Genomic DNA, 19,827 nt, shown 5'->3' with positions numbered 1-19,827 from the left:
ATCGGGGTGGCGCTCACGCTGGCGTTCGCCGCCCTGCACTACGGCAGCACCTGGTCGACCTCGTCCGACGTGCTCGCCGCCCTGGTCGGGCGCGGCGACGAGGCGTTCGTGATCCTGAACTGGCGGCTGCCCCGGGTGACCGCGGCGCTCGCGTTCGGCGCCGCGCTCGGCCTGGCCGGTGCGCTCTTCCAGAACCTGACCCGCAACGCGCTGGGCAGCCCGGACGTCATCGGGCTGGACACCGGCGCCTACACCGGGGCGCTGGTCGCGATCACGCTGCTCGGCGGGGGAGCGGGCATGCTCCAAGCCAGCTCGGTACTCGGCGGGCTGGCAGCAGCGGCGGCGGTCTACGTGCTCTCGGCCGGACGCTCGGGCCTCTCCGGCCTGCGGCTGATCGTCGTCGGTATCGCGGTCAACGCGATCCTCACGGCGGTGAACTCGTGGATCGTGCTCCGCGCCGAGCTGGACGTCGCGATCGCGGCGACCGGGTGGAGCGCCGGTTCGCTCAACGGCGTCGACTGGGACGAGCTGGTGGTGCCGCTGAGCGTCCTCGGCGCGCTGGCGATCGTGCTCGCGGGCCTGGCGCACACCATGCACCAGGCCGCGCTCGGCGACGACGTCGCGGTGACGTCCGGCGTCCGGCTGGACCGGCTCCGGCTGCTTCTGGTCGCGACCGGGGTCGGCTGCACCGCGACCGTGACCGCGGTCGCCGGGCCGATCGTCTTCATCGCGCTGGCCGCGCCGCAGATCGGGCGGCGGCTCGCCCGCGAAGCCGGTGTGCCGCTGCTGCCCGCGGCGCTCGCCGGTGCGGTGCTGCTGCTCGCGGCGGACCTGACCGCGCAGGTGCTGCTGGCACCGACCGCGCTGCCGGTGGGCGTCGTCACGACCGCGTTGGGCGGGTGCTATCTGATCTGGTTGCTGATGGTGGAGGTGCGCCGCCGATGAGCGCTTGCGCGAAGAGCGAGGTACACCGATGAGCGCGTGCGCGAAGAGCGAGGTACACCGATGAGCGCGTGCGCGAAGAGCGAGGTACACCGATGAGCGCGTGCGCGAAGAGCGAGGTACACCGATGAGCGCGTGCGCGAAGAGCGAGGTACACCGATGAGCGCGTGCGCGAAGAGCGAGGTACACCGATGAGCGCGTGCGCGAAGAGCGAGGTACACCGATGAGCGCGTGCGCGAAGAGCGAGGTACACCGATGAGCGCGTGCGCGAAGAGCGAGGTACACCGATGAGCGCGTGCGCGAAGAGCGAGGTACACCGATGAGCGCGTGCGCGAAGAGCGAGGTACACCGATGAGCGCGTGCGCGAAGAGCGAGGTACACCGATGAGCGCGTGCGCGAAGAGCGAGGTACACCGATGAGCGCGTGCGCGAAGAGCGAGGTACACCGATGAGCGCGTGCGCGAAGAGCGAGGTACACCGATGAGCGCGTGCGCGAAGAGCGAGGTACACCGATGAGCGCGTGCGCGAAGAGCGAGGTACACCGATGAGCGCGTGCGCGAAGAGCGAGGTACACCGATGAGCGCGTGCGCGAAGAGCGAGGTATCCGGATGAGCCGATTGATCGCGCGAGGGCTCACGCTCGCCTACGGCGAGCGGGTGGTGTCCCCGGACATCACGTTGGCCGTACCCGACGGCGCGTTCACCGCGATCGTCGGTCCGAACGCCTGCGGCAAGTCGACGCTGCTCAAGGCGCTGGTGCGGCTGCTGGCGCCGTCATCGGGCGAGGTCCTGCTGGACGATGTGCCGGTGACGTCGCTGCGGCCGCGGGTGTTCGCCCGGCAGATCGGGTTCCTGCCACAGACGCTGGTCGCGCCGGAAGGCATCACCGTGCGCCGCCTGGTCGCCCGCGGCCGGTACCCGCACCAGTCGCTGCTCGGCAGCTGGACGGCGGCGGACGCGGACGCGGTCGCCACCGCACTCGCCGACGCGGGTGTGACCGAGCTCGCCGACCGCGCGGTCGACCAGCTCTCCGGCGGGCAGCGCCAGCGGGTGTGGGTCGCGATGGTGCTCGCCCAGCAGACGCCGTACCTGCTGCTGGACGAGCCGACCACCTTCCTGGACATCACCCACCAGTACGAGCTGCTGGCGCTGTTCGCGCGGCTCCGCGACGCCGGCCGGACCGTCGTCGCGGTGCTGCACGACATCAACCAGGCCTGCCGTTTCGCCGATCACCTGGTGGCGATGAAGGACGGCCGGATCGTCGCCCAGGGGCCGCCGGCCGACATCGTGGACGCCGCCCTGATGGACGACGTCTTCGCGTTGCCCAGCTTGGTGATGCCCAACCCGGTCACCGGCACGCCGATGGTGGTCCCCACGGCGTGAGCGGCGCCGGAGATCGACGGAATTCCGTCTGTTCGCGAGCGGAGCGGAACCGGGCCGAGTAGGAAGGAGCACGGTCATCCGACGAAAGGTCCGCATGCGCTCGCTGTCCGCCTTAGCTCTGTCCGCCGTCACCGTCGGTGCCGTCCTGATCGGAGCGGCGTCTCCCGCCGGCGCGGTCGCCAACGGCGTGCCGGTCGAGGAGGGGAAGTACCGGTTCTCGACGAAGCTGACGATGACCGGCATCCCGAACCCGGACGGCAGCACGCGGAACAGCGCGTGCTCGGGTGCGCTCGTCGCGGCGCAGTGGGTGCTCACCGCCGGGCACTGCTTCCGCGACGTCAACGGCAAGCGGGTGAGTGGTCGGGTGCCGTACCCCACCACCGCGACGCTCGGCCGGGTCGAGGCCTCCGGACCCGGCGGCGTCGACGTTGCCGTGGTCGCGGTGGCCCAGTCGCCGGTCAACGACATCGCGCTGGCGCGGCTGGCGAAGCCGGTGGTGGGCCGATCGGGGAAGGGCATCGAGCCCATCCGGCTCGCGCGCACGGCGCCGAAAGCCGGCGAGGTGCTGCGGCTGACCGGCTGGGGTGCGCTGGACGGGCTCTCCACCGAGCCCGCCGAGCACCTGCAGACCGGTCTGGTCACGGTGGAGAGCGTCGCCGAGACCACGATCGGCGTCGTCGGGAAGGATCCGTCGCCGAGCACGAGCGCGTGCCTCTACGACTCCGGCGCGCCGTACTTCCGGGAGACCCGCCGCGGGCCCGAGGTGGTGTCCACCGAGAGCGCCGGGCCGGACTGCCCGCACTTCGTCGAGGAGACGACCGCGCGGGTGGACGTCAGCGCGGACTGGATCCGGACGACGATCCGCGGCCGTTAGTCGGGAGTACCCGCCTCTTTCCGGATCGACAGGTGCGCCGATCCGTTGAACCGGGGCGCCTCGACCAGCTGGTACGGAAGGGTCAGGGCCTGTGAGACCGCACTGCCCCGTGCGGGGGTGTACTCCACGACGCACACCTCGACGCCGCGCGCGGACGGCACGATCCGCTCGATCTCCACGCGGTAGCCGCCAGTGGGTCGGGTGCCGACCGTGACGCCGATCGCGAGCGCGTGCGACCAGGCGATCGACGGCGGCGGCGGTACGGGTTGCTGGCCCGCGTGGAGCCGCGTCCACAAGGTCGTCAGCTCGGTGTGGCTGCGCGCCACGGTGAGCTCGGGCCGCACCCAGTTCGCACCGTTGGCGGAATGTTCCAGGTCGCGGAACGGAAGTGCATCGCCGGTCGCCGCCTCCGCGCACGGGTGCCCCCGCGCCCACGGGTGCCCCTGCCTCCAGGGATCACGGTTCGTCACGATCCCGACCACCACCCCGGCGGCGACGACCAGGGTCGCCGCTCCGACGGCCAGCCACACCGTCCGCCGCGACCTGCGACCAACCGGGGACTGCTCCGGTGCGGCCATAACGGCCTCCCGCTCGCCGAGCCGGCCACGCCCGACCGGCGGTGCCTCGTCCACGTCGGACGCGCGACCGGCGCCGCCGGTTCCACTACTCGCCGCGCGGTGGGGGCGGGGTGCCGTGATGCCACCAGAGCGCACCGCACTCCGCACAGACCCAGTGCTGCCCGTCGCCCTCCTCGACGGCGCCCGCGTCGTGCGCGCACCACGGGCGCCCGCGCAGGATCCAGTTCCACTCGATCGCGGCGCTCACCGAGCTGACGCCCATGCGCCTACGCTAGGCCCGCAGCGCCCTCGGCGGACTGCTTTTGCTCCGCGAAGACCTTGCCCGGATTGAGGATTCCCGCCGGGTCCAGGGCGTGCTTCACCGCGCGGTGCATCGCCTGGACGGCCGGCGACAGCTCGCGGGCCAGCCCACCGCGCTTGAGCAGCCCGACTCCGTGCTCACCGGTGACCGTGCCGCCCAGCGCCAGCGCGTCGCCGATGATCTGTTCGAACGCGGCCTGGGCCCGCAGGCGGGCCGCGTCGTCGTCGGCCGGCGTGATGATCAACGGGTGCAGGTTCCCGTCGCCCGCGTGGGCGATGTTCGCGATGAGGACGTCGTTCGCCCGCGCGGCCGCCTCGACGCGTCCCAGCATCTCCGGTACCGCCGCCTTCGGGACGCAGACGTCCTCGGTGAGTACCGGGCCGAGTCGTTCGAGCGCCGGGTAGGCCAGCCGCCGCGCAGCGAACAGGGCGTCGGCCTCCTCCTGGTCCGTCGACTGCGCGGCCCAGGTCGCGCCAGCGGCCTCGAAGCACGCCAGCATCGTCGCGGCCTCGGTCTCCCCGGCGAGTCCCGGCGCGTCGGTGCGGCCGAGTAGGACGACGTTCGCGTCCACCGAGAGGCCCATGTTCTTCCAGGCGTCCACCGCGGCGAGGCAGTGCCGGTCGACCAGTTCGAGCGCGGACGGGACGACGCCCGCCTCGCTCACCGCGCGCACGGCCTCGCCGGCGGCGACCACCGAGTCGAAGTAGCCGGCGACGGTCCGCTCCGGAGCGCGCGCCGGTCGTAGCCGCACGGTCACCTCGGTGACGACGCCGAGCGTGCCCTCCGACCCGACGATCAGTCCGGCCAGGTCGTAACCGGCGACGCCCTTCGCGGTGCGGCGCCCGAGCCGGACCAGCTCGCCGGTGCCGGTGACGACCTCCAGCGCGAGCACGTAATCGCGGGTGACGCCGTACTTGACGCAGCACAGCCCGCCGGCGTTCGTCGCGACGTTGCCGCCGATCGTCGACCAGGGGGCGCTGGCCGGGTCCGGCGGGTACCAGAGGCCCTGCGCGGCGCAGGCGGCCCGGAGTTGCTCGTTGACGACGCCGGGCTGGGCCACCGCGAGCCGCTCGACCGGGTCGATCTCGACGATCCGGGTCATCTGCTCGGTGGAGAGCACCACGCAGCCGTCGAGCGCGTTCGCGCCGCCGGAGAGCCCGGTGCCCGCGCCGCGCGGCACGATCGGCACCCGGTGCCGCAGGCAGGCCCGCACGACGTGCTGGACCTCCGCACTGGTCCGCGGACGCACGACCAGCAGCGGTGCGCCGTGCGGTGCCCACTCGGCCTCGTCGTGGGAGTAGGAGGCCTGAACGTCCGGATCCTCGATCAGCCGATCGGCGCCGAGCAGCGACCGCACTTCGTCGACCAGCGTCACCGGCACTCCTCCGCTCACCGAGCCCGAGCCACCCCAATCTACGGCGGCCGGCGGCGGACGGCCGAAGCCCGGGCGGCGGGCCCTGGTCGCAGAATGATCGGGTGGACGCAGACGCCTGGAACGACGTGCCGTTCAGCTATCCGGAGGTCGGCGCGCTTGGCCGCGGGCACCGGCCACCGGGCTACGAGCACTTCGGGTACCGAGCGACGCTCGGCGGAGCGGACCACTTCGCGACCGCCGTCGGCGACCTGCTCGCCGGGCGCATGCACGAGCGGTCGGGCGTCCGGGTGACGATGACGGCGCCGGTGCTGGCGCCGGGCGTGGTGCTGGTTCAGCGCTTCCGGGTGGGGCCGGTGGTCCTGACGGCACCGGTCCGCATCCTGGACCTCGTCACCGACGCCGACCGGGCGGCGCTGACCTACGGGACGCTCCGCGGGCACCCGGAGCAGGGCGAGGAGCAGTTCGTCCTCGAACGCCCCGCCGACGGGCCGGTGACGTTCACGATCACCGGCTTCGTGCGCCCGGAAGCCTGGTACGCGCGCGCCGGTGCCCCGGTGAGCCGCTACGTCCAACGACTCATCACCCACCGCTATCTGAGCGCGCTCAGAAGTCGAGAAGCTCGACCGTGACCGTGGTGGTGTCGCCGGCGTCGAGGCCCTCGACCTTGCGGATCGCCCGCTTGATCGGGAGCACGTAGGCCTCGCGGCCGCTGTCCGGAAAGATCGACGTCGTCCACGTGCTGCCGCCGACCATGACGCGCACCCGCACCGAGCCGAACCCGCGCGGCGCCCCGCCGGCCAGCTCGCGGATGTCCTCCGAGCTGTCCACGGGCAGGCTCACGAACGTCCAGCTTTCGGAACGCCGAGCGTCCCAAATCCACAGTTCGGCATCGAAGGTCACCCTCACAACGGCAGCATCGCACCACGGTGTGACAGTTCCGGGAGAGGTGACGGTGCATGACGCTCAAACTCGACGTGATGCTGTCGAACTCGGTGGTGGACGCGGCGGACCGCGCCCGCGCGCTCGAGTGGGCAGGCGTGGACGGGGTGTTCACGTTCGAGAACGCGCACGACCTGTTCTTCCCGCTGGTCGCGGCGGCGCCGGTGTGCTCGCTCGACCTCATGACGAACGTCGCGATCGCGTTCCCACGCAGTCCGATGCACCTCGCCAACGCCGCCTACGACCTGCACCTGCTGTCGCAGGGGAGGTTCCGGCTCGGTCTCGGCTCGCAGGTCCGGGCGCACATCGAGAACCGGTACGGCGCGCAGTGGGGACGGCCGGTCGAGCACATGCGGGAGTGGGTGTCCGCGACGAAAGCGATCCTGAACAGCTGGCAGGACGGTACCCGCCTCGATTTCCGCGGCGAGTACACCCGGCACACGCTGATGACCCCGACGTTCGACCCGGGACCGAACCCGTACGGCGTCCCCAAGGTGCTGGTCGGCGCGTTGGGTCCGCGGATGAACCGGATGGCGGCGGAGGTCGCCGATGGAGTCCTCGTGATGCCGTTCAACACCGCGCGGCACATGCAGGAACGGACGCTACCGGCGATCCGGGACGGTCTGGCCGCCGCCGGACGGGACCGGGGTGACATCGAGGTCATCGCGGAGGTGATCGTCGGCGTCGGCCGTACCGAGGAGGAGTTGGCGGCGGCGCGGGGCGTGCGCGGCCTGCTGGCGTTCTACGGGTCGACGCCCGCCTACCGGGCCGTGCTGGACGTCGAGGGCTGGGGCGACCTGCAGCCCGAGCTGAACGCCCGCTCGAAGCGCGGGGAGTGGGGCCAGATGGCCGAGCTGGTCACCGACGAGATGGTCGACACGCTGGCGGTGTGCGGGACGCCGGACGAGGTGGCGGCGGAGATCGTCGCCCGGTACGGCGAGTGCGACCGGGTGTGCGCGTACTTCCCGGGGTACCAGGCGAGCGACGATCTGATCGCCGACTTCGCCGCCGCCCTACGTCGCGCCGCCCCCTGACGCGGGCGGCGTTGGGGGCCCGGGACCGGGCCCTCTCGGAGTGCGGCGTTACTCCTCGGTCGGGACCGAGCCGGACTGGGTCAGGTCGTAGACGGTGACTCCGTCGACGGTGGTCGCGGTGAAGTTCTCCTCGACCCACTGCGTGATCTGCCCGGACGTTCCGGAGCTGCTGGAGCTCCCGAAACCCGTGCCGCCGGCGATGAAGTAGTGGATCTCGCCGGCCCGGACGTAGGCCTGGAAGGCGGCCAACGTCGGCGTCGGGTCGGTGCCGTTGAAGCCGCCGATCGCCATCACCGGGTCACCGGTGGCCAGCTGGTAGCCGGCCGCCGAGTTGGAGCCGATCGTCGCGGCGATCCAGCGGTACCGGTCGGCGTCCTTCGCGAGCAGCGCGGTCAGCTCGGCGCTCGGGGTGCTGCCGTTGAGAAGGCTGCCACCGCCCCGGTTGCCGCCCATCGCGAACCCGCCCTGCGGGCCCGGTGACGGTGACCCCTGCGTGCCCGGTGACCCCGAAGAGCCGTTGCCCCGACCCTGCTGCCACGGCAACTGCCCGCTGCCCTGCGGCCCACCCGGCACCTGCCCACCCGGCACCTGCCCACCCGGCACCTGCCCACCCGGCACCTGCCCACCCGGCACCTGCTGGGCGCCGAATCGGCCGCCGCCCTGGCGTCCACCCAAACCACCGGGACCACCGCCGAACCCGCCGGACGGCCCCGCGCTCGGGATCGCCCCCGAGTGCGGCTCCGACGCCGTCTGGACGGCGTACGCGGCGGGAGCCGCGATCCCGAGCAGGATCGCGAGCGCCGCGAGCCCGACCGCGAGCCGCCGCGCCAGCCGCGGCGTGAACGCGAGCCCGACCGCGACGGCCAGCCCACCGGCGAGGACGATCCACCGCAGCCAGGACTGCCAGTCCGCGCGTCCGACCAGGACGAAAGCCCAGATCGCGGTGGCCGCCATCGCGACCGCCAGCACCGCGCGGGCGGCGTCCTCGCCGCGCAGCCGCCAGACCGAGACCGCACCGATGCCGACCACCGCACCGATCGCGGGCGCCAGCGCCACCGTGTAGTACGGATGGATGATGCCCTGCATGTAACTGAAGACCAGGCCGGTGACGACCAGCCAGCCGCCCCAGAGCAGCATCGCGGCGCGGGTCCGGTCGGTACGCGCGGCGCGAGCGGTGAAGCCGAGCACCGCTACCAGCAGGATCAGCGCGGCGGGGAGGAGCCAGCTGGCCTGCGTCCCGAACTCCGCGTTGAACAGGCGAAGAAGCCCGGTCTCGCCCCAGGAACCGGCGCCACCGCCGCCGGGCACGACGCTACCGGCCTCGTCGCCGTTGAGCCGGCCCAGGCCGTTGTAACCGAACACCAGGTCCAGCACGCTGTTGGTCTGCGAGCCGCCGATGTACGGACGGCTGCCGGCCGGCCACAGCTCCGCGAGCGCGACCCACCAGCCGGCACCGACCACGAGCGCCGCCAGCGCGATCAGAAGCTGCGCGATCCGGCGGCGCACCGACGTGGGGGCGACGACCAGGTACACCAGGCCGAGCACCGGCACGATCAGGAAGGCCTGCAGCATCTTGGTGAGGAAGCCGAACCCGATCAGCAGACCCGCCAGCGCCAGCCACCGGGTGCCGGCCCGCACCGCGGCGCGTTCGATCGCGCGCATCGTCGCGTAGACCGCACCGATCAGCAGCAGGACGAGCAGCGCGTCGGGATTGTTGAATCGGAACATCAGCGTGGCGACCGGCGTCAGCGCGAGCACCGCTCCGGCGATCAGGCCCGCGACCGGGCCGGACCAGCGCCGGACCGCCAGGTAGAGGAGCCCGACGGACGCGACCCCCTCCAGCGCCTGCGGCACCAGGATGCTCCAGGCGTTGACGCCGAAGATCCGCGCGGAGATCTCCATGACCCAGAGCGCCGCCGGCGTCTTGTCGACCGTGATGAAGTTCGACGCGTCCGACGAGCCGAAGAAGAACGCCTTCCAGCTCTCGGTGCCGGCTTGGACGGCGGCCGAGTAGAAGCTGTTCGCCCAGCCGGACGAGCCGAGATCCCACAGGTAGAGCACGGCGGTGCCGAGCAGCAGACCGAGCAGGGCCGGCCGGACCCAGCGGGGGTCCTCGTCCCGGCCTCGGAGGAACCGTCCGAGCCGCCCCGCCGGTTTCGCCGGTTTCGCCGACGCGGTGGCCAGCACCTCACCGTCGACGGACGGCGGCGGGAGGGGCGGTGGGGTCGGAGGTGTGGTGATCGCAGTCATCGCTGTTCCTGTGTGGGGGACGGGACCCGCCGTGGGTTGAACACCCAGGCGCGGAAGAGGAGGAAACGCAGCACGGTCGCGGTGAGGTTCGCGCCGACGAGGACGCTGAGCTCCAGGGCCTTGCCGGGGACGCTCGTCGCCGCGTGCAGGGCCGAGAGCGCTCCGGTGGTGAGCGCCAGCCCGAGGCCGAAGACGAGCAGACCTTCGAGGTGCTGCCGCCTCCGACGCTCGGCGCCCCGAACCCCGAACGTCAGCCGCCGGTTCGCGGCGGTGTTCGCCACCGCGGTGATCAGCAGCGCGAGCAGGTTCGCGGCGAACGCGCCCAGCACTCCCCGCAGCAGCACGTACAGCACCAGGTAGGCCAGCGTGCTCGCGACCCCGACGCCGGCGAACCGGAGCAGCTGCCGGACCAGCCCCGTCTCGACGCCCGGCGCGACCTCCGGTGCGTTGCGCCCCAACTCGGAGCGGAGCGTGTGCAGCGGCAGCACGCCGGTCGCGAGCGCCTTGCCCAGCCGGAGGACGCCGCGTAAGTCGGCGACCGCGGTGGCGACGATGTCGACGCGGCTGTCCGGGTCGTCCACCCAGTCGACCGGCACCTCGTGGGTGCGGAGCCCGGCTCGCTCGGCCAGCACCAGCATCTCGGTGTCGAAGAACCAGCCGGTGTCCTCCACCAGCGGCAGGAGGCGCTCGGCGACGTCGCGCCGGATCGCCTTGAAGCCGCACTGCGCGTCGGAGAAGCCCGCCTGCAGGGTGCCGCGCAGGATCAGGTTGTAGCAGCGGGAGATGACCTCGCGCTTCGCACCGCGCACCACCCGCGACGACTTGGACAGCCGGGTGCCGATCGCGAGGTCGGAGTGGCCGGAGATCAACGGCGCGACCAGCGGCAGCAATGCCGCCAGGTCGGTGGAGAGGTCGACGTCCATGTAGGCCAGGACCGGCGCGTCGGACCCGGACCAGACCTCCTTGAGTGCGCGACCGCGACCCTTCTGTGGGAGGTGCACGACCACGACGCCGGGCAGCGCGTCGGTCAGCCGCTGGGCGATCGGGTAGGTGTTGTCGGTGCTGGCGTTGTCGGCGACCGTGATTTGGAACGGGTAGGGGAAGGTCGCGGTCAGGTGCGCGTGCAGCCGCCGCACCGAGCCTTCGAGGTCCTTCTCCTCGTTGTGGACCGGAACCACCACGTCGAGCACCGCCCGGCCGGCGGCGGCGGCAGCCCGCACCGCGTCGGCCGCAAGGACAGGTTCGGCCGCGTGGACCGGGTCGGCCGTGGCCTGCGGACCGGTCCTCCCGCGGGTCGTCGTGGGGGCGTCCCCGGCAAGGGGATCGGCGGACGTGCTGCCGGGATTCGCGTCGGGGTGGTCCCCGTCGAGCGTCGCGATCGTCATGCCCCCGACATTCGACCGGCGACCTGTCGGCGCGATGGGGGCGAGCTGTAGCGGACCTGTGAAGGCCGCCCGCGTCAGCAGGACTTCTACTATGGTGCTAGTACTTTAGTAGTTGGCACATCGACTCGGGGAGGCCGCATGGCGGCAGTGCTCGACGCGACCGGACTGGGCAAGCGTTACGCCCTCCGGCGCTGGGGTTTACGGAACTGCTCGTTCGCCGTGCCTGCAGGGCGGGTGGTGGCATTGGTCGGAGCGAACGGCTCCGGCAAATCCACGCTGCTCCGGCTGGCCGCCGGGCTGACCCGCCCGACGGAGGGCGTCGTCCGTGTCGACGGCGTACCGACCTACCGCCGGGATGCGCTCAGCCGGGTCGCCTACGTCGGCCAGACCAAGCCGCTCTACCCGGGGTTCACGGTGGCGGAGATGGTCCGCTTCGGTACGGTCACGAACCCGGCGTTCGACAAGCGGGGCACCCTCGAGCGGCTCCGCGGCCTCGGTATCCCGCTCGACCGCACGGTCAGCAGGCTCTCCGGTGGCCAGCGGACGCAGGTGGCGATCGCACTCGCGCTGGGGAAGCGGGCCGACGTGGTGCTGCTCGACGAGCCGATGGCCGATCTCGACCCGCTGGCCCGCCCCGCCCTGCTCGGCGAGTTGATGGCCACGGTGGAGGAGCGGGCCTGCACCGTCCTGCTCTCCTCCCACGTGCTGACCGAGCTCACCGACGTCTGCGACTCGCTGCTGCTGATGAACGAGGGCGCGCTCCAGGTCTCCGGCCTGATCGACGACCTGATCGCCGGGCACCGTCTGCTCGTCGGCCCGGTCGAGGCGTACTCGGATCCCGGGCGGGTCGGCGCGCACGCGGTGGTCTCGGCGCGGACGACCGAACGGCAGGCGACGGTCCTGGTCGAGTGGAGCGACGCGCCGATCGACCCCCGGTGGGTGGTGCACCCGGTCACGCTCACCGACGTCGTCCTCGGCTACCTGCGCAGTCCGGACGCGACGATCGCGGCGCGCCCGAGGCAGGTGCCGGCATGATCGGCCTGGCTTGGCTCGCGTGGCGTCGGCAGCGTTGGGCGGTGCTCATCACGCTCGGTGTCGTGCTGTTCTATGCGTTCAGCGCCTCGGTTCGGACGCCCGCCCTGATGGAGATGGCGTGGCACGCGGGTGCGTTCGCCGACCCGGCGTTCGTCCTGCCGATCGGCTTCGGCGCCTGCTGGGCGGCGCCGCTGCTGGCCCGGGAGCAGCAGAACGGCACCGTGGACCTCGCCTACACCCAGTCGGTCACCCGGGCCGGCTGGCTGGTCGCGTGGATCGCACCGGTCCTGGTGAGCGCGATTCTCGGGACGCTCGCGGTCGACGTCGCGCTACGTCGGCTGATCGAACCGGGAGAGCTGGCGGCCTGGGACTTCCGGGCTTACGAGCCGATGCTGCTCACCGTGGGGTGGGTGGTCTGCGCCGTGGCGATGGGCCTCTGCGTCGGCGCGGTGGTCGGTCGGACCGTACCGGCGATGGCCGCCACCGTCGTGGGGATCCTCGCGCTGCCCTACGTCCTCCGGATCGTGCTGCTCGTGGGCCGGCAGGCGGACTCGCGCGTCGAGGTCTTCGTCGAAGGGTTCGCGGTGAGCGTGCTCGCCGCGCTGACCGCGGCGCTGCTCGTCGGCGCGTTCGGATGGATGATCCGACGGGTGCCTCGCTCATGAGCGGGCTGATCTGGCTCACCTGGCGGCAGCAGCGATCGATCGTCCTCGCCGGTCTGGCCGTGATCGCCGGCATCGCGCTGGCCGGACTGCTCGAAACCAGGAGGTCGATCGACGTCGGGGCGGCCAGCAACACACGGCTGATCGCGGCGTTCCTGCCTGCCGCGCTCGGGGTGTTCTGGGGTGTGCCGCTGCTGGCCCGTCCGCTGGAGAACCACACCGCCGACCTGATCTGGACGCAGACCGTGTCGCGGCTCCGCTGGTTCACCGCGGCGCTGGTCGGACTCGGTCTGGCCACGCTGGGGGTCGCGCTGGCGGTGCGAGCGATCCTGTCGAGCGTGCTGGCGGACCGGTTCGACGCCCACTACACGCACGACGTGGTGTCGGTGGCGGCGATCGGGTACACGTATTTCGCGGTTGCGCTCGGGATGTTCGCCGGAGCGGTGATCGGGCGGGTGGAGCCGGCGATGGCCGTCACGCTGCTGGTCTACGCGGTGGCACGGTTCGCCGGGGGAGAGGTGCGGTGGCGCCTCGTGGACTGGCGTGACTGGAACGGCGTCGGGTGGATCGAGCTGGGCTGTTACGGAGGAGCGGCCGCGCTGCTGGTGGTCGGTACGTTCGTCGTGCTCGCGCGAAGGGGGACGGCAGCATGATCGAGTTCCGGCTGGACCGGGCGTCCGGCGTCACGACTTACCTGCAACTCGTCCAGCAGGTCAAAGACGCGCTCCGGCTGGGTGTGCTGGAGTCCGGTGACCAGCTGCCGACCGCCCGGGCGGTGGTCTCGGCGCTGGCGATCAACCCGAACACCGTCCACAAGGCCTACCGGGAGCTCGAACGCGAGGGGCTGGTCGAGTCGCGGCCGGGCCAGGGCACGTTCGTCACCCGGTCGCTGGTCTCACCCGCGCTGGGCGCGCACCCCAACCTTCGGCGGTCGCTGGTCGCCTGGCTGACCGAGGCCCGCGGGGCGGGCTTGGATCCGGAGGCGGTCAACGCACTGTTCACCAGCGCGATGCGGGAGGTGTTCGCGGAACGGGTCGCTTGATCCCGCGCGTCGGGCCGCCGTGAAAGGATCTGGCTGATCGTCGTCGCGGCCGGTCGGGCGGTCCGGCGTGGGGGAGGTTATGGCAGAGACTCGTTCAGGCCGGAGTCGACGGGTCGGGTGGGCGGTCGCGGCCGTTCTCGTCGCGATCGCCGTCATCGCCGGTGTCACCCTCACGACCGGTTCGGACGACGACGGTGGCCGGCGTACGACGCCGATCACCGACCACGGTGACGAGAACACGCTGACCGTCGGCCCGGAGGGTGAGTACACGTCGATCCAGGCCGCGGTCGACGCGGCCGGACCGGGCGACACCGTCCGCATCGCCGGCGGCACGTACCGCGAGGTCGTGCACCTCACGCGGAGCGGCCGGCCCGGGGCGTACCTGACGATCGCCGCGAAGCCGGGGGAGAAGGTGGTCCTCGACGGCGGGGGCGAATTACCGGAGAGTTCGTCGGAGACCCGCGGGCTGATCACGCTCGACCGGCAGCAGTACGTCCGGATCTCCGGTCTCACCGTGACCCGGTCGGCCCGGCACGGCATCTACGCCGGGCACGCGAGCCACGTCGTGGTGGAGGGCAGCGAGGTCTCCCACTCCCAGGACGGCGGCATCCTGATCGGCGACGGCGCGGATCTGACCCTCACCGGCAACCGCGTGCACCACAACAACGCGGCCGCTGAGGACGGCGACATCGAGCGCGCCGCCAACGAGGGCATCACGCTGTACCAGGCGACGAACTTCCGGATCCAGGGCAACGTCGTTCACGAGAACTACGAAGAAGGAATCGACGTCAAGAACGACACCACCAACGGGACGATCCAGGGCAACCGGGTCTACGCGAACAACGGACCGAACATCTACGTCGACGGTGCGAGCGACGTCCAGGTGTTCAACAACGACGTGTACGACGCGAAAGGCCCGACCAAGTCCGGCATCGGGCTCGCGGTCGAGTCCGGCGGCAGTGCCCGGAACGTCCGGATCTTCAACAACCTGCTGCACGGCAACCCGGGTGGCGGCATCGACTTCTGGGTCGGCACCTACTCCGACGTCGCGATCTACAACAACACGATCTACCGGAACGGCCGAGCCGCGATCCGCCTCAACACCGGCTCGGTGACCAAGTCCGTCGCGACGAACAACATCATCTACGGCAATCCGCTGTACGACGTCCCCGGAATCACGATGAGCAACAACCTCACGTCGGATCCGGAGTTCGTCGACCTCGCCGCCGGGGACGTCCGGCTGAAGGAGAGCTCGCCGGCGATCGACGCGGCGACGCCGGGGCGGGCACCGGCGTTCGACCTCACCGGCGCCGCCCGGCCGGTCGGCGCCGGGCCGGACCTCGGGGCGTACGAGTTCGGCGCGGTCCGCCCCTCGGCGTCACCGACCTCTTAAGCGGGGACCTGCTCCATCGCCTCGGCGAGCAACGCGACCGAGCGGAGACGTCCCTCGGTGTCCGGGGACTGGTGCGCGGTGATCAGCTCGTCGGCGTCGGCTTCCTTCCGGAAGCCCTCCAGGTAGGTCTGGACGTCGCCGGGCGTACCGACCGCGGAGTAGGTCAGCATCTGGTCGACGTGGTGCGCCACACCGGAGGCGAGCAACTCGTCGGTCTCCGCGTCGGTCAGGTTCCGTCCCCGGCCGAAGAGGGCACGGGCGCGCAGCCGGCGGGTGGCTTCCAGTTGCTCGCGGGCCTCCTGGTCGGTGTCGGCCGCCAGCACGTTGACGCCGGCGATCACGTACGGCTCGGCGAGCTGCTCGGAGGGGCGGAACTTCTCCCGGTAGACGGCGACGGCCTGCGTCAACGCCTGCGGCGCGAAGTGCGACGCGAACGCGTAGGGCAGTCCGAGCGCGGCGGCGAGCTGCGCGCCGAACAGCGACGAGCCCAAGAGGTAGAGCGGCACGTTCGTGCCCTTGCCCGGGTAGGCGTTGACGCCCTGCACCAGCGAGTGCCCGGTGAGGTAGCCCTGCAGCTCCTGGACGTCCTGCGGGAACGTCTCGGCCGATTGCGGGTCGCGCCGCAGCGCGTACATCGTGTTCTGGTCGGAGCCGGGGGCGCGGCCGAGACCCAGGTCGATGCGGTCCGGGTACATCGCGGCGAGCGTGCCGAACTGCTCGGCGATCGTCAGCGGGGCGTGGTTGGGCAGCATGACGCCGCCGGCGCCGAGCCGGATCCGGGACGTCTGCGCGCCGACGTGGGCGATCAGGACGCTGGTCGCCGAGGACATGATGCTGGGCATGTTGTGGTGCTCGGCATACCAGACCCGCTGGTAGCCGTGCTCCTCCGCGGCCTGGGCCAGCGCGACGCTCCCGGCGATCGCGCTGGTGGGTGACTCATTCGGGCTCACCGGAGCGAGGTCGAGGATAGAAATCGGGACGCCCATGAATGCGATACCTCCGGTGTGCGCAGATCAGTCATCGATGCACCGGTGACGCACACAGCCCACTCCCGGCGGGCTGCGGTGCAGCACTGGCCTACTGCAGACGCAACACCGCCGAGTCCGCCGGTAATACCCGCTCGCCTCCGAATTCAGCGGATCGTCACACTCGCGAGCACCCGTACAGCGAATCCGGACCGGCCGCCGTCGCCGCGGTCGCTCCGGGGTCAGGCGGTGAGGACGACGAGGTCACCCCGCAGCAAGCGGATACCGGCCCAGAGCCCCCACACGAGCATGGACGGGACGAACAGCACCAGCCCCAGCACCGAGGGGAGCCCGAGGATCGCGCCGAAGCCCGACAGCATCTCGTCGGCCCAGACCCCGGCGATGACGGCCAGCGACGACCCGCCGGCCACGCCACCGAGGACCGCGAGGCCGATCGGGCTGTTCCGGGCCCGGAACGAACGGACGCTGGTGAGGACCAGCCACCCGCCGGGGACACTCGCCGTCATCAGGACGAGCGTGAACCCGGCGGTGGACCATCCGGTCGTGGCCAGGCCGACCAGCCCGGCCGGGATCGGCCCGGTGCCCGCGCCCACCGTGACCGCCGTAGCGGCCAGCCACCGCGCAGCGCCTCCGCCGCGTCGCCGAGCGCGATCGAACGCACTGAGCGCGACGGCGGGCAGCATCCCGCACGGCGCGAACAGGAACCAGAACTCGGCCGTGTCCTCCCCGATCACCGACGCCGACACCAACGCGCCGACGATCGTCACGACCGCCGCCACCAGCCCGGTCCCGGCCAGCATGCCTGCCCACGGCCTCCACCCACCGGCGGCCCGGTGCGCGACCGCGAGCACCGGCACCTTCAGGACGACGTCAGCGGCGAACCACCAGCGTCGCCGGCCGGACGTCGCCAGCAGATCAGCGAGGGCCTCCTCGCGCCACCGGGCACGCGCCGCACGCGGCAGGAGCCGAGCCGCAACCGCGAGCAGAATCCGCAACGTCGACTCGGAGGCGCTCACGCCTCGGCCCCCGCACTGCGCACCACCGATGCCCGGCCCGGCCGCCGCCGACGCTCCTCGACCTGAGCGAGCGCGGTGCGTGCCTGCCGTGCGCCGTCGGCGGTGAGGCGGTAGAAACGCCGGCGCGGGCGCCCTTCGGCCCGGGGATCGACGTCTTCCCACCGGCTGGTCACCCAGCCCGCAGTCTCCAACCGGGTGAGGATCGGGTAGATCGTGCCCGGCGGCAGGCCGGTGCCGTCGACCACCGCCAGGCCGTAGCGCTCCGCGTCGGGTTCGGCGAGGAGATCACGCAGCACGAGTTGCGTCTGCAGGGTCATCCGAAGGGGCATGCTCGTACTCTATATAGGGTCATCGCCCCACCGGAACCCGAACACGCCGTGGCGGTGAAGGCGCCCAGCCCGTTCCGGACGCGGGCCGACGCGTTCGAGTTCTGTACCGTCAGCGGGCCACAACGACTACGGTCCTGTTCCGCACGGACAGCGGCCACGTCTGACCGAGGACGGCTCGGCGCTGATCGCCCGCGCCATTCGGCAGGAGCGCGGCGGCCGAGAAGGGAACAGCGATGGCTGACCACTGGATCGTCGCGAAGCTGCAGGGCGACGACGGCGAGTTCTACGAGATCGGCCGCCGCCGCAAGAGCGGGATGCCGACGGACAGCGGCATGTGGGTCAAGTTCCCCGAAGGCATGAGTCCCGACGACGACAAGATGTGGCTGATGCACATCGACCTCGAGGACGACGACGGCAACATCCTGCGCAGCATCGAGCTCCTCGACCCGCTGCGCCACGACGGCCGCGGCGGCAGCACCCTCGGGGGTGTCATCGCACCGGAGTAGCGACGTGGGCCGGCAGTCGAGACATCGGAGCAGGGCCCCGTCGCTCTGTGCATCCGGATGCGCTCGCAGCGTGCTGATTACAATCGTGTACGTTTCCGCGCGATGGAGACATATAGCTTCGACGAGGCCGCGTACGAGCGGCTCCGCCAAGCCGGGATCACCTGGCGCTCGGTCTTGGACGTCTTACACATCCCGCCGAGACTCCGACAGCCGATCGGCGCCGTTCTCCGGGTAGCCGGACAAGACCGCGACGGCCGCTGGCTACTCGTCATACTGATCGAGGACGAAGCCTCCGACAACGCCTTCCAGATCGTCACCGCGCGCGAGCTCCACGACCAAGAAGCCGCAGGCATCGCACGTCTGCTCGACGAGGGGAGCAACCGATGAGCACCCACGACGCGGACATCGAGGAGGCGTTGACCAGCGACGACTGGTCAAGCGCGATCGTCGACCGCGAGCAGCGGTCCGCCCGTGTCACTCACACGGTGCAGTTGGAGCCGGACGTGTCCGCCGCGCTGACCGCGGAAGCCGACCGACGCGGGATGAGACCCAGCGAAGTCCTCCGCGAACTCATCAACTCCGCGACCGCACCTCTCCGGGCACAGAACAGCCCAGCGCTCGACGGTGCACCCCTCCCCGCCCCGGCGCTCCGCGCCGACTAGCGCGTCGCCCCACCGGGAGCTACGGGCGGGAGAGCATCAGATGCAGGGCGATCGACGCGAGAGCGTGCGCCTGGGCGCCTTCGGAGTCACCCTGGTCGGCGCAGGTGGACGCATCGATCGCGTGTCGCTCTGCCTTCACGCGTAGCTCCGCAGTGCGGTCCCTGGTGCGTTGCTGAGCGGCCTTCCGTTCGGCTTCTTTCGCTCCTTCGGCGGCGACATCGCTCGTGTTGCGAGTGACCGCGCTCTGCGCACCGGCAGTGTCTTCTGCAAGCAGGCCTTCCCTTGCTGCGGAGTCCTCTGCGGCACGGCTGTTCTGATCGTTCATCTGGAGCTCCCTCGCAGTGGACGTCCCGTCCGACGATCGTCACACCACCGCCGCACTCCGGTCTAGACGTGGAGAAGCCTCGCACATCGGCATGGCCGCAAACCTGTCGCCGGGCGTCGATACACTCCGGCGTCGTGGCGATCACCGGGGTAGTGGGCGAGAATTCGGGCCGGGTCGTCCGGCTGGCGTTACTGGGACCGCTGACCGCCGTCCTGCTGTTCGCGGTGGGCCTCGTCGTCCTGGCATCTCTGCCGCTTCCGGAGCCGCTGCAGTACCCGGTGCTGACGCTGCTCGGCGTCGGGGGCGCCGCCGTGCTGGCGCGGCTCGGCCGCTGGTGGACGCTGCCGGACGCGGGGCTTTCCGCGCTGGTGTTCTGCGTCACCGCGCCGCCGCTCCTGCTCGGCGTCGCGCAGTACGCGCTGCTGCACTCGTCGTCGAAGCTGACCACGCACGGGCCGGCGTACCTGGTGTTCTTCGGCGGACTCGCCGGGCTGCTCGTCGCCGTCGATCGGCTGGTCGCCGCCGGCCGCCGGGCACGCGCCTGGTCGGTCGGCGTGCTGGGTGCCGTCGTGCTCGCCGACCTCGCGGTGATCGTGACGGTGGTCCTCTCCGGGGCCGACGCTCCGCACCCGGCGTCCGCGCCGGTCTGGTTGTTCACCGCGCTCACCGACAGCGGCTTCGGGCTGCCGAGCCCGTCCGGCTGGGAAACGTTCACGATCACCGACGCCGTCGAGCTGGACCCGCTGCTCTACCTGCTCTCCGGCGGCTTGGCGCTGGGCGCGGTCACGGCGCGGCGGGCTCGCTGAGCCGGA

The 19,827-nt window shown here is 71.6% G+C and carries 24 protein-coding genes; 14 read left to right on the top strand and 10 right to left on the bottom strand.

Annotated elements, in window-relative coordinates; genetic code table 11:
- Nucleotides 1-6: 6 nt before the first annotated feature.
- The 3 genes from ABEB28_RS41050 to ABEB28_RS41040 all read left to right on the top strand — a co-directional run bounded on the left by ABEB28_RS41050 (nt 7) and on the right by ABEB28_RS41040 (nt 3,197).
- A complete protein-coding gene (locus ABEB28_RS41050; RefSeq protein ID WP_345733762.1) occupies nt 7-945 on the top strand; it encodes a FecCD family ABC transporter permease in 939 nt (312 codons plus the stop codon).
- Nucleotides 946-1,549: 604 nt separating this feature from the next.
- Nucleotides 1,550-2,323 (top strand): ABC transporter ATP-binding protein, encoded by a 774-nt coding sequence (locus tag ABEB28_RS41045; RefSeq protein ID WP_345733732.1) that lies wholly within the window; start codon nt 1,550-1,552, stop codon nt 2,321-2,323.
- A 94-nt stretch (nt 2,324-2,417) separates the two neighbouring features.
- Nucleotides 2,418-3,197: a S1 family peptidase gene (locus tag ABEB28_RS41040; RefSeq protein ID WP_345733731.1), complete on the top strand. Its 780-nt coding sequence runs from the start codon at nt 2,418-2,420 to the stop codon at nt 3,195-3,197.
- Here ABEB28_RS41040 and ABEB28_RS41035 read toward each other — a convergent pair.
- The 3 genes from ABEB28_RS41035 to ABEB28_RS41025 are packed head-to-tail and all read right to left on the bottom strand — an operon-like array spanning nt 3,194 to nt 5,445.
- On the bottom strand, nt 3,194-3,829 hold the full coding sequence (locus ABEB28_RS41035) for a protease complex subunit PrcB family protein (protein WP_345733730.1): 636 nt from the start codon (nt 3,827-3,829) through the stop codon (nt 3,194-3,196). The two genes, ABEB28_RS41040 and ABEB28_RS41035, sit on opposite strands and share 4 nt — an antisense overlap.
- Before the next feature lie 31 nt (nt 3,830-3,860).
- Complete coding sequence (locus ABEB28_RS41030) at nt 3,861-4,037, bottom strand: hypothetical protein (protein WP_345733729.1); 177 nt, start codon at nt 4,035-4,037, stop codon at nt 3,861-3,863.
- Nucleotides 4,038-4,041: 4 nt separating this feature from the next.
- On the bottom strand, nt 4,042-5,445 hold the full coding sequence (locus tag ABEB28_RS41025; RefSeq protein ID WP_376981387.1) for an FAD-binding oxidoreductase: 1,404 nt from the start codon (nt 5,443-5,445) through the stop codon (nt 4,042-4,044).
- 107 nt (nt 5,446-5,552) lie between these two features.
- Between ABEB28_RS41025 and ABEB28_RS41020 the strand changes: the two genes are divergently transcribed.
- Entirely contained in the window at nt 5,553-6,080 is a 528-nt protein-coding gene (locus tag ABEB28_RS41020) for a DUF1990 domain-containing protein (RefSeq protein ID WP_345733727.1), read from the top strand.
- On the opposite strand, the gene ABEB28_RS41015 is transcribed toward ABEB28_RS41020, so the two are convergent.
- Nucleotides 6,055-6,357 carry a DUF1905 domain-containing protein gene (locus tag ABEB28_RS41015; protein WP_345733726.1) on the bottom strand — a complete coding sequence of 101 codons (303 nt, stop codon included), beginning with the start codon at nt 6,355-6,357 and terminating at the stop codon, nt 6,055-6,057. The genes ABEB28_RS41020 and ABEB28_RS41015 overlap by 26 nt on opposite strands.
- Nucleotides 6,358-6,407: 50 nt before the next feature.
- Here ABEB28_RS41015 and ABEB28_RS41010 point away from each other — a divergent pair, with 50 nt between their 5' ends.
- Entirely contained in the window at nt 6,408-7,424 is a 1,017-nt protein-coding gene (locus ABEB28_RS41010; RefSeq protein WP_345733725.1) for a TIGR03617 family F420-dependent LLM class oxidoreductase, read from the top strand.
- Nucleotides 7,425-7,472: 48 nt separating this feature from the next.
- On the opposite strand, the gene ABEB28_RS41005 is transcribed toward ABEB28_RS41010, so the two are convergent.
- Nucleotides 7,473-9,674, bottom strand: a complete 2,202-nt coding sequence (locus ABEB28_RS41005; protein WP_345733724.1) for a mannosyltransferase YkcB-related protein — start codon at nt 9,672-9,674, stop codon at nt 7,473-7,475.
- Nucleotides 9,671-11,059 (bottom strand): bifunctional glycosyltransferase family 2/GtrA family protein, encoded by a 1,389-nt coding sequence (locus ABEB28_RS41000; RefSeq protein ID WP_345733723.1) that lies wholly within the window; start codon nt 11,057-11,059, stop codon nt 9,671-9,673. Before ABEB28_RS41000 ends, ABEB28_RS41005 begins: the two co-directional genes overlap by 4 nt.
- A 138-nt stretch (nt 11,060-11,197) precedes the next feature.
- On the opposite strand from ABEB28_RS41000, the gene ABEB28_RS40995 reads away from it, so the two are divergent.
- From ABEB28_RS40995 to ABEB28_RS40975, 5 genes are all read left to right on the top strand, one after another.
- Complete coding sequence (locus ABEB28_RS40995; protein ID WP_345733722.1) at nt 11,198-12,094, top strand: ABC transporter ATP-binding protein; 897 nt, start codon at nt 11,198-11,200, stop codon at nt 12,092-12,094.
- Nucleotides 12,091-12,759, top strand: coding sequence for a hypothetical protein (locus tag ABEB28_RS40990; protein ID WP_345733721.1), 669 nt, complete (start codon nt 12,091-12,093; stop codon nt 12,757-12,759). Before ABEB28_RS40995 ends, ABEB28_RS40990 begins: the two co-directional genes overlap by 4 nt.
- On the top strand, nt 12,756-13,409 hold the full coding sequence (locus ABEB28_RS40985) for a hypothetical protein (protein ID WP_345733720.1): 654 nt from the start codon (nt 12,756-12,758) through the stop codon (nt 13,407-13,409). The genes ABEB28_RS40990 and ABEB28_RS40985 overlap by 4 nt, the downstream gene beginning before the upstream one ends.
- Nucleotides 13,406-13,798, top strand: coding sequence for a GntR family transcriptional regulator (locus ABEB28_RS40980; protein ID WP_345733719.1), 393 nt, complete (start codon nt 13,406-13,408; stop codon nt 13,796-13,798). Before ABEB28_RS40985 ends, ABEB28_RS40980 begins: the two co-directional genes overlap by 4 nt.
- Nucleotides 13,799-13,877: 79 nt before the next feature.
- A complete protein-coding gene (locus tag ABEB28_RS40975; RefSeq protein WP_345733718.1) occupies nt 13,878-15,191 on the top strand; it encodes a right-handed parallel beta-helix repeat-containing protein in 1,314 nt (437 codons plus the stop codon).
- Here ABEB28_RS40975 and ABEB28_RS40970 read toward each other — a convergent pair.
- The 3 genes from ABEB28_RS40970 to ABEB28_RS40960 form a co-directional block, all read right to left on the bottom strand.
- Nucleotides 15,188-16,177 (bottom strand): LLM class flavin-dependent oxidoreductase, encoded by a 990-nt coding sequence (locus tag ABEB28_RS40970; protein WP_345733717.1) that lies wholly within the window; start codon nt 16,175-16,177, stop codon nt 15,188-15,190. The genes ABEB28_RS40975 and ABEB28_RS40970 overlap by 4 nt on opposite strands.
- Nucleotides 16,178-16,398: 221 nt before the next feature.
- Nucleotides 16,399-17,193 (bottom strand): hypothetical protein, encoded by a 795-nt coding sequence (locus ABEB28_RS40965; protein ID WP_345733716.1) that lies wholly within the window; start codon nt 17,191-17,193, stop codon nt 16,399-16,401.
- Nucleotides 17,190-17,522, bottom strand: coding sequence for a PadR family transcriptional regulator (locus ABEB28_RS40960; protein ID WP_345733715.1), 333 nt, complete (start codon nt 17,520-17,522; stop codon nt 17,190-17,192). Before ABEB28_RS40960 ends, ABEB28_RS40965 begins: the two co-directional genes overlap by 4 nt.
- Before the next feature lie 233 nt (nt 17,523-17,755).
- On the opposite strand from ABEB28_RS40960, the gene ABEB28_RS40955 reads away from it, so the two are divergent.
- From ABEB28_RS40955 to ABEB28_RS40945, 3 genes are all read left to right on the top strand, one after another.
- Nucleotides 17,756-18,028 carry a hypothetical protein gene (locus ABEB28_RS40955; RefSeq protein ID WP_345733714.1) on the top strand — a complete coding sequence of 91 codons (273 nt, stop codon included), beginning with the start codon at nt 17,756-17,758 and terminating at the stop codon, nt 18,026-18,028.
- A 102-nt stretch (nt 18,029-18,130) separates the two neighbouring features.
- A complete protein-coding gene (locus ABEB28_RS40950) occupies nt 18,131-18,415 on the top strand; it encodes a hypothetical protein (protein WP_345733713.1) in 285 nt (94 codons plus the stop codon).
- Entirely contained in the window at nt 18,412-18,690 is a 279-nt protein-coding gene (locus ABEB28_RS40945) for a ribbon-helix-helix domain-containing protein (RefSeq protein WP_345733712.1), read from the top strand. Before ABEB28_RS40950 ends, ABEB28_RS40945 begins: the two co-directional genes overlap by 4 nt.
- 19 nt (nt 18,691-18,709) lie before the next feature.
- On the opposite strand, the gene ABEB28_RS40940 is transcribed toward ABEB28_RS40945, so the two are convergent.
- Nucleotides 18,710-19,015: a hypothetical protein gene (locus tag ABEB28_RS40940; RefSeq protein ID WP_345733711.1), complete on the bottom strand. Its 306-nt coding sequence runs from the start codon at nt 19,013-19,015 to the stop codon at nt 18,710-18,712.
- 134 nt (nt 19,016-19,149) lie between these two features.
- On the opposite strand from ABEB28_RS40940, the gene ABEB28_RS40935 reads away from it, so the two are divergent.
- Nucleotides 19,150-19,821, top strand: coding sequence for a hypothetical protein (locus tag ABEB28_RS40935; RefSeq protein WP_345733710.1), 672 nt, complete (start codon nt 19,150-19,152; stop codon nt 19,819-19,821).
- Nucleotides 19,822-19,827 lie beyond the last annotated feature (6 nt).

Origin of the sequence: Cryptosporangium minutisporangium, assembly GCF_039536245.1 — a bacterium.
Taxonomy (GTDB): domain Bacteria; phylum Actinomycetota; class Actinomycetes; order Mycobacteriales; family Cryptosporangiaceae; genus Cryptosporangium; species Cryptosporangium minutisporangium.
Note: the sequence above shows the minus strand (reverse complement) of the source record. Positions and strands in the feature narration are given on the sequence as shown.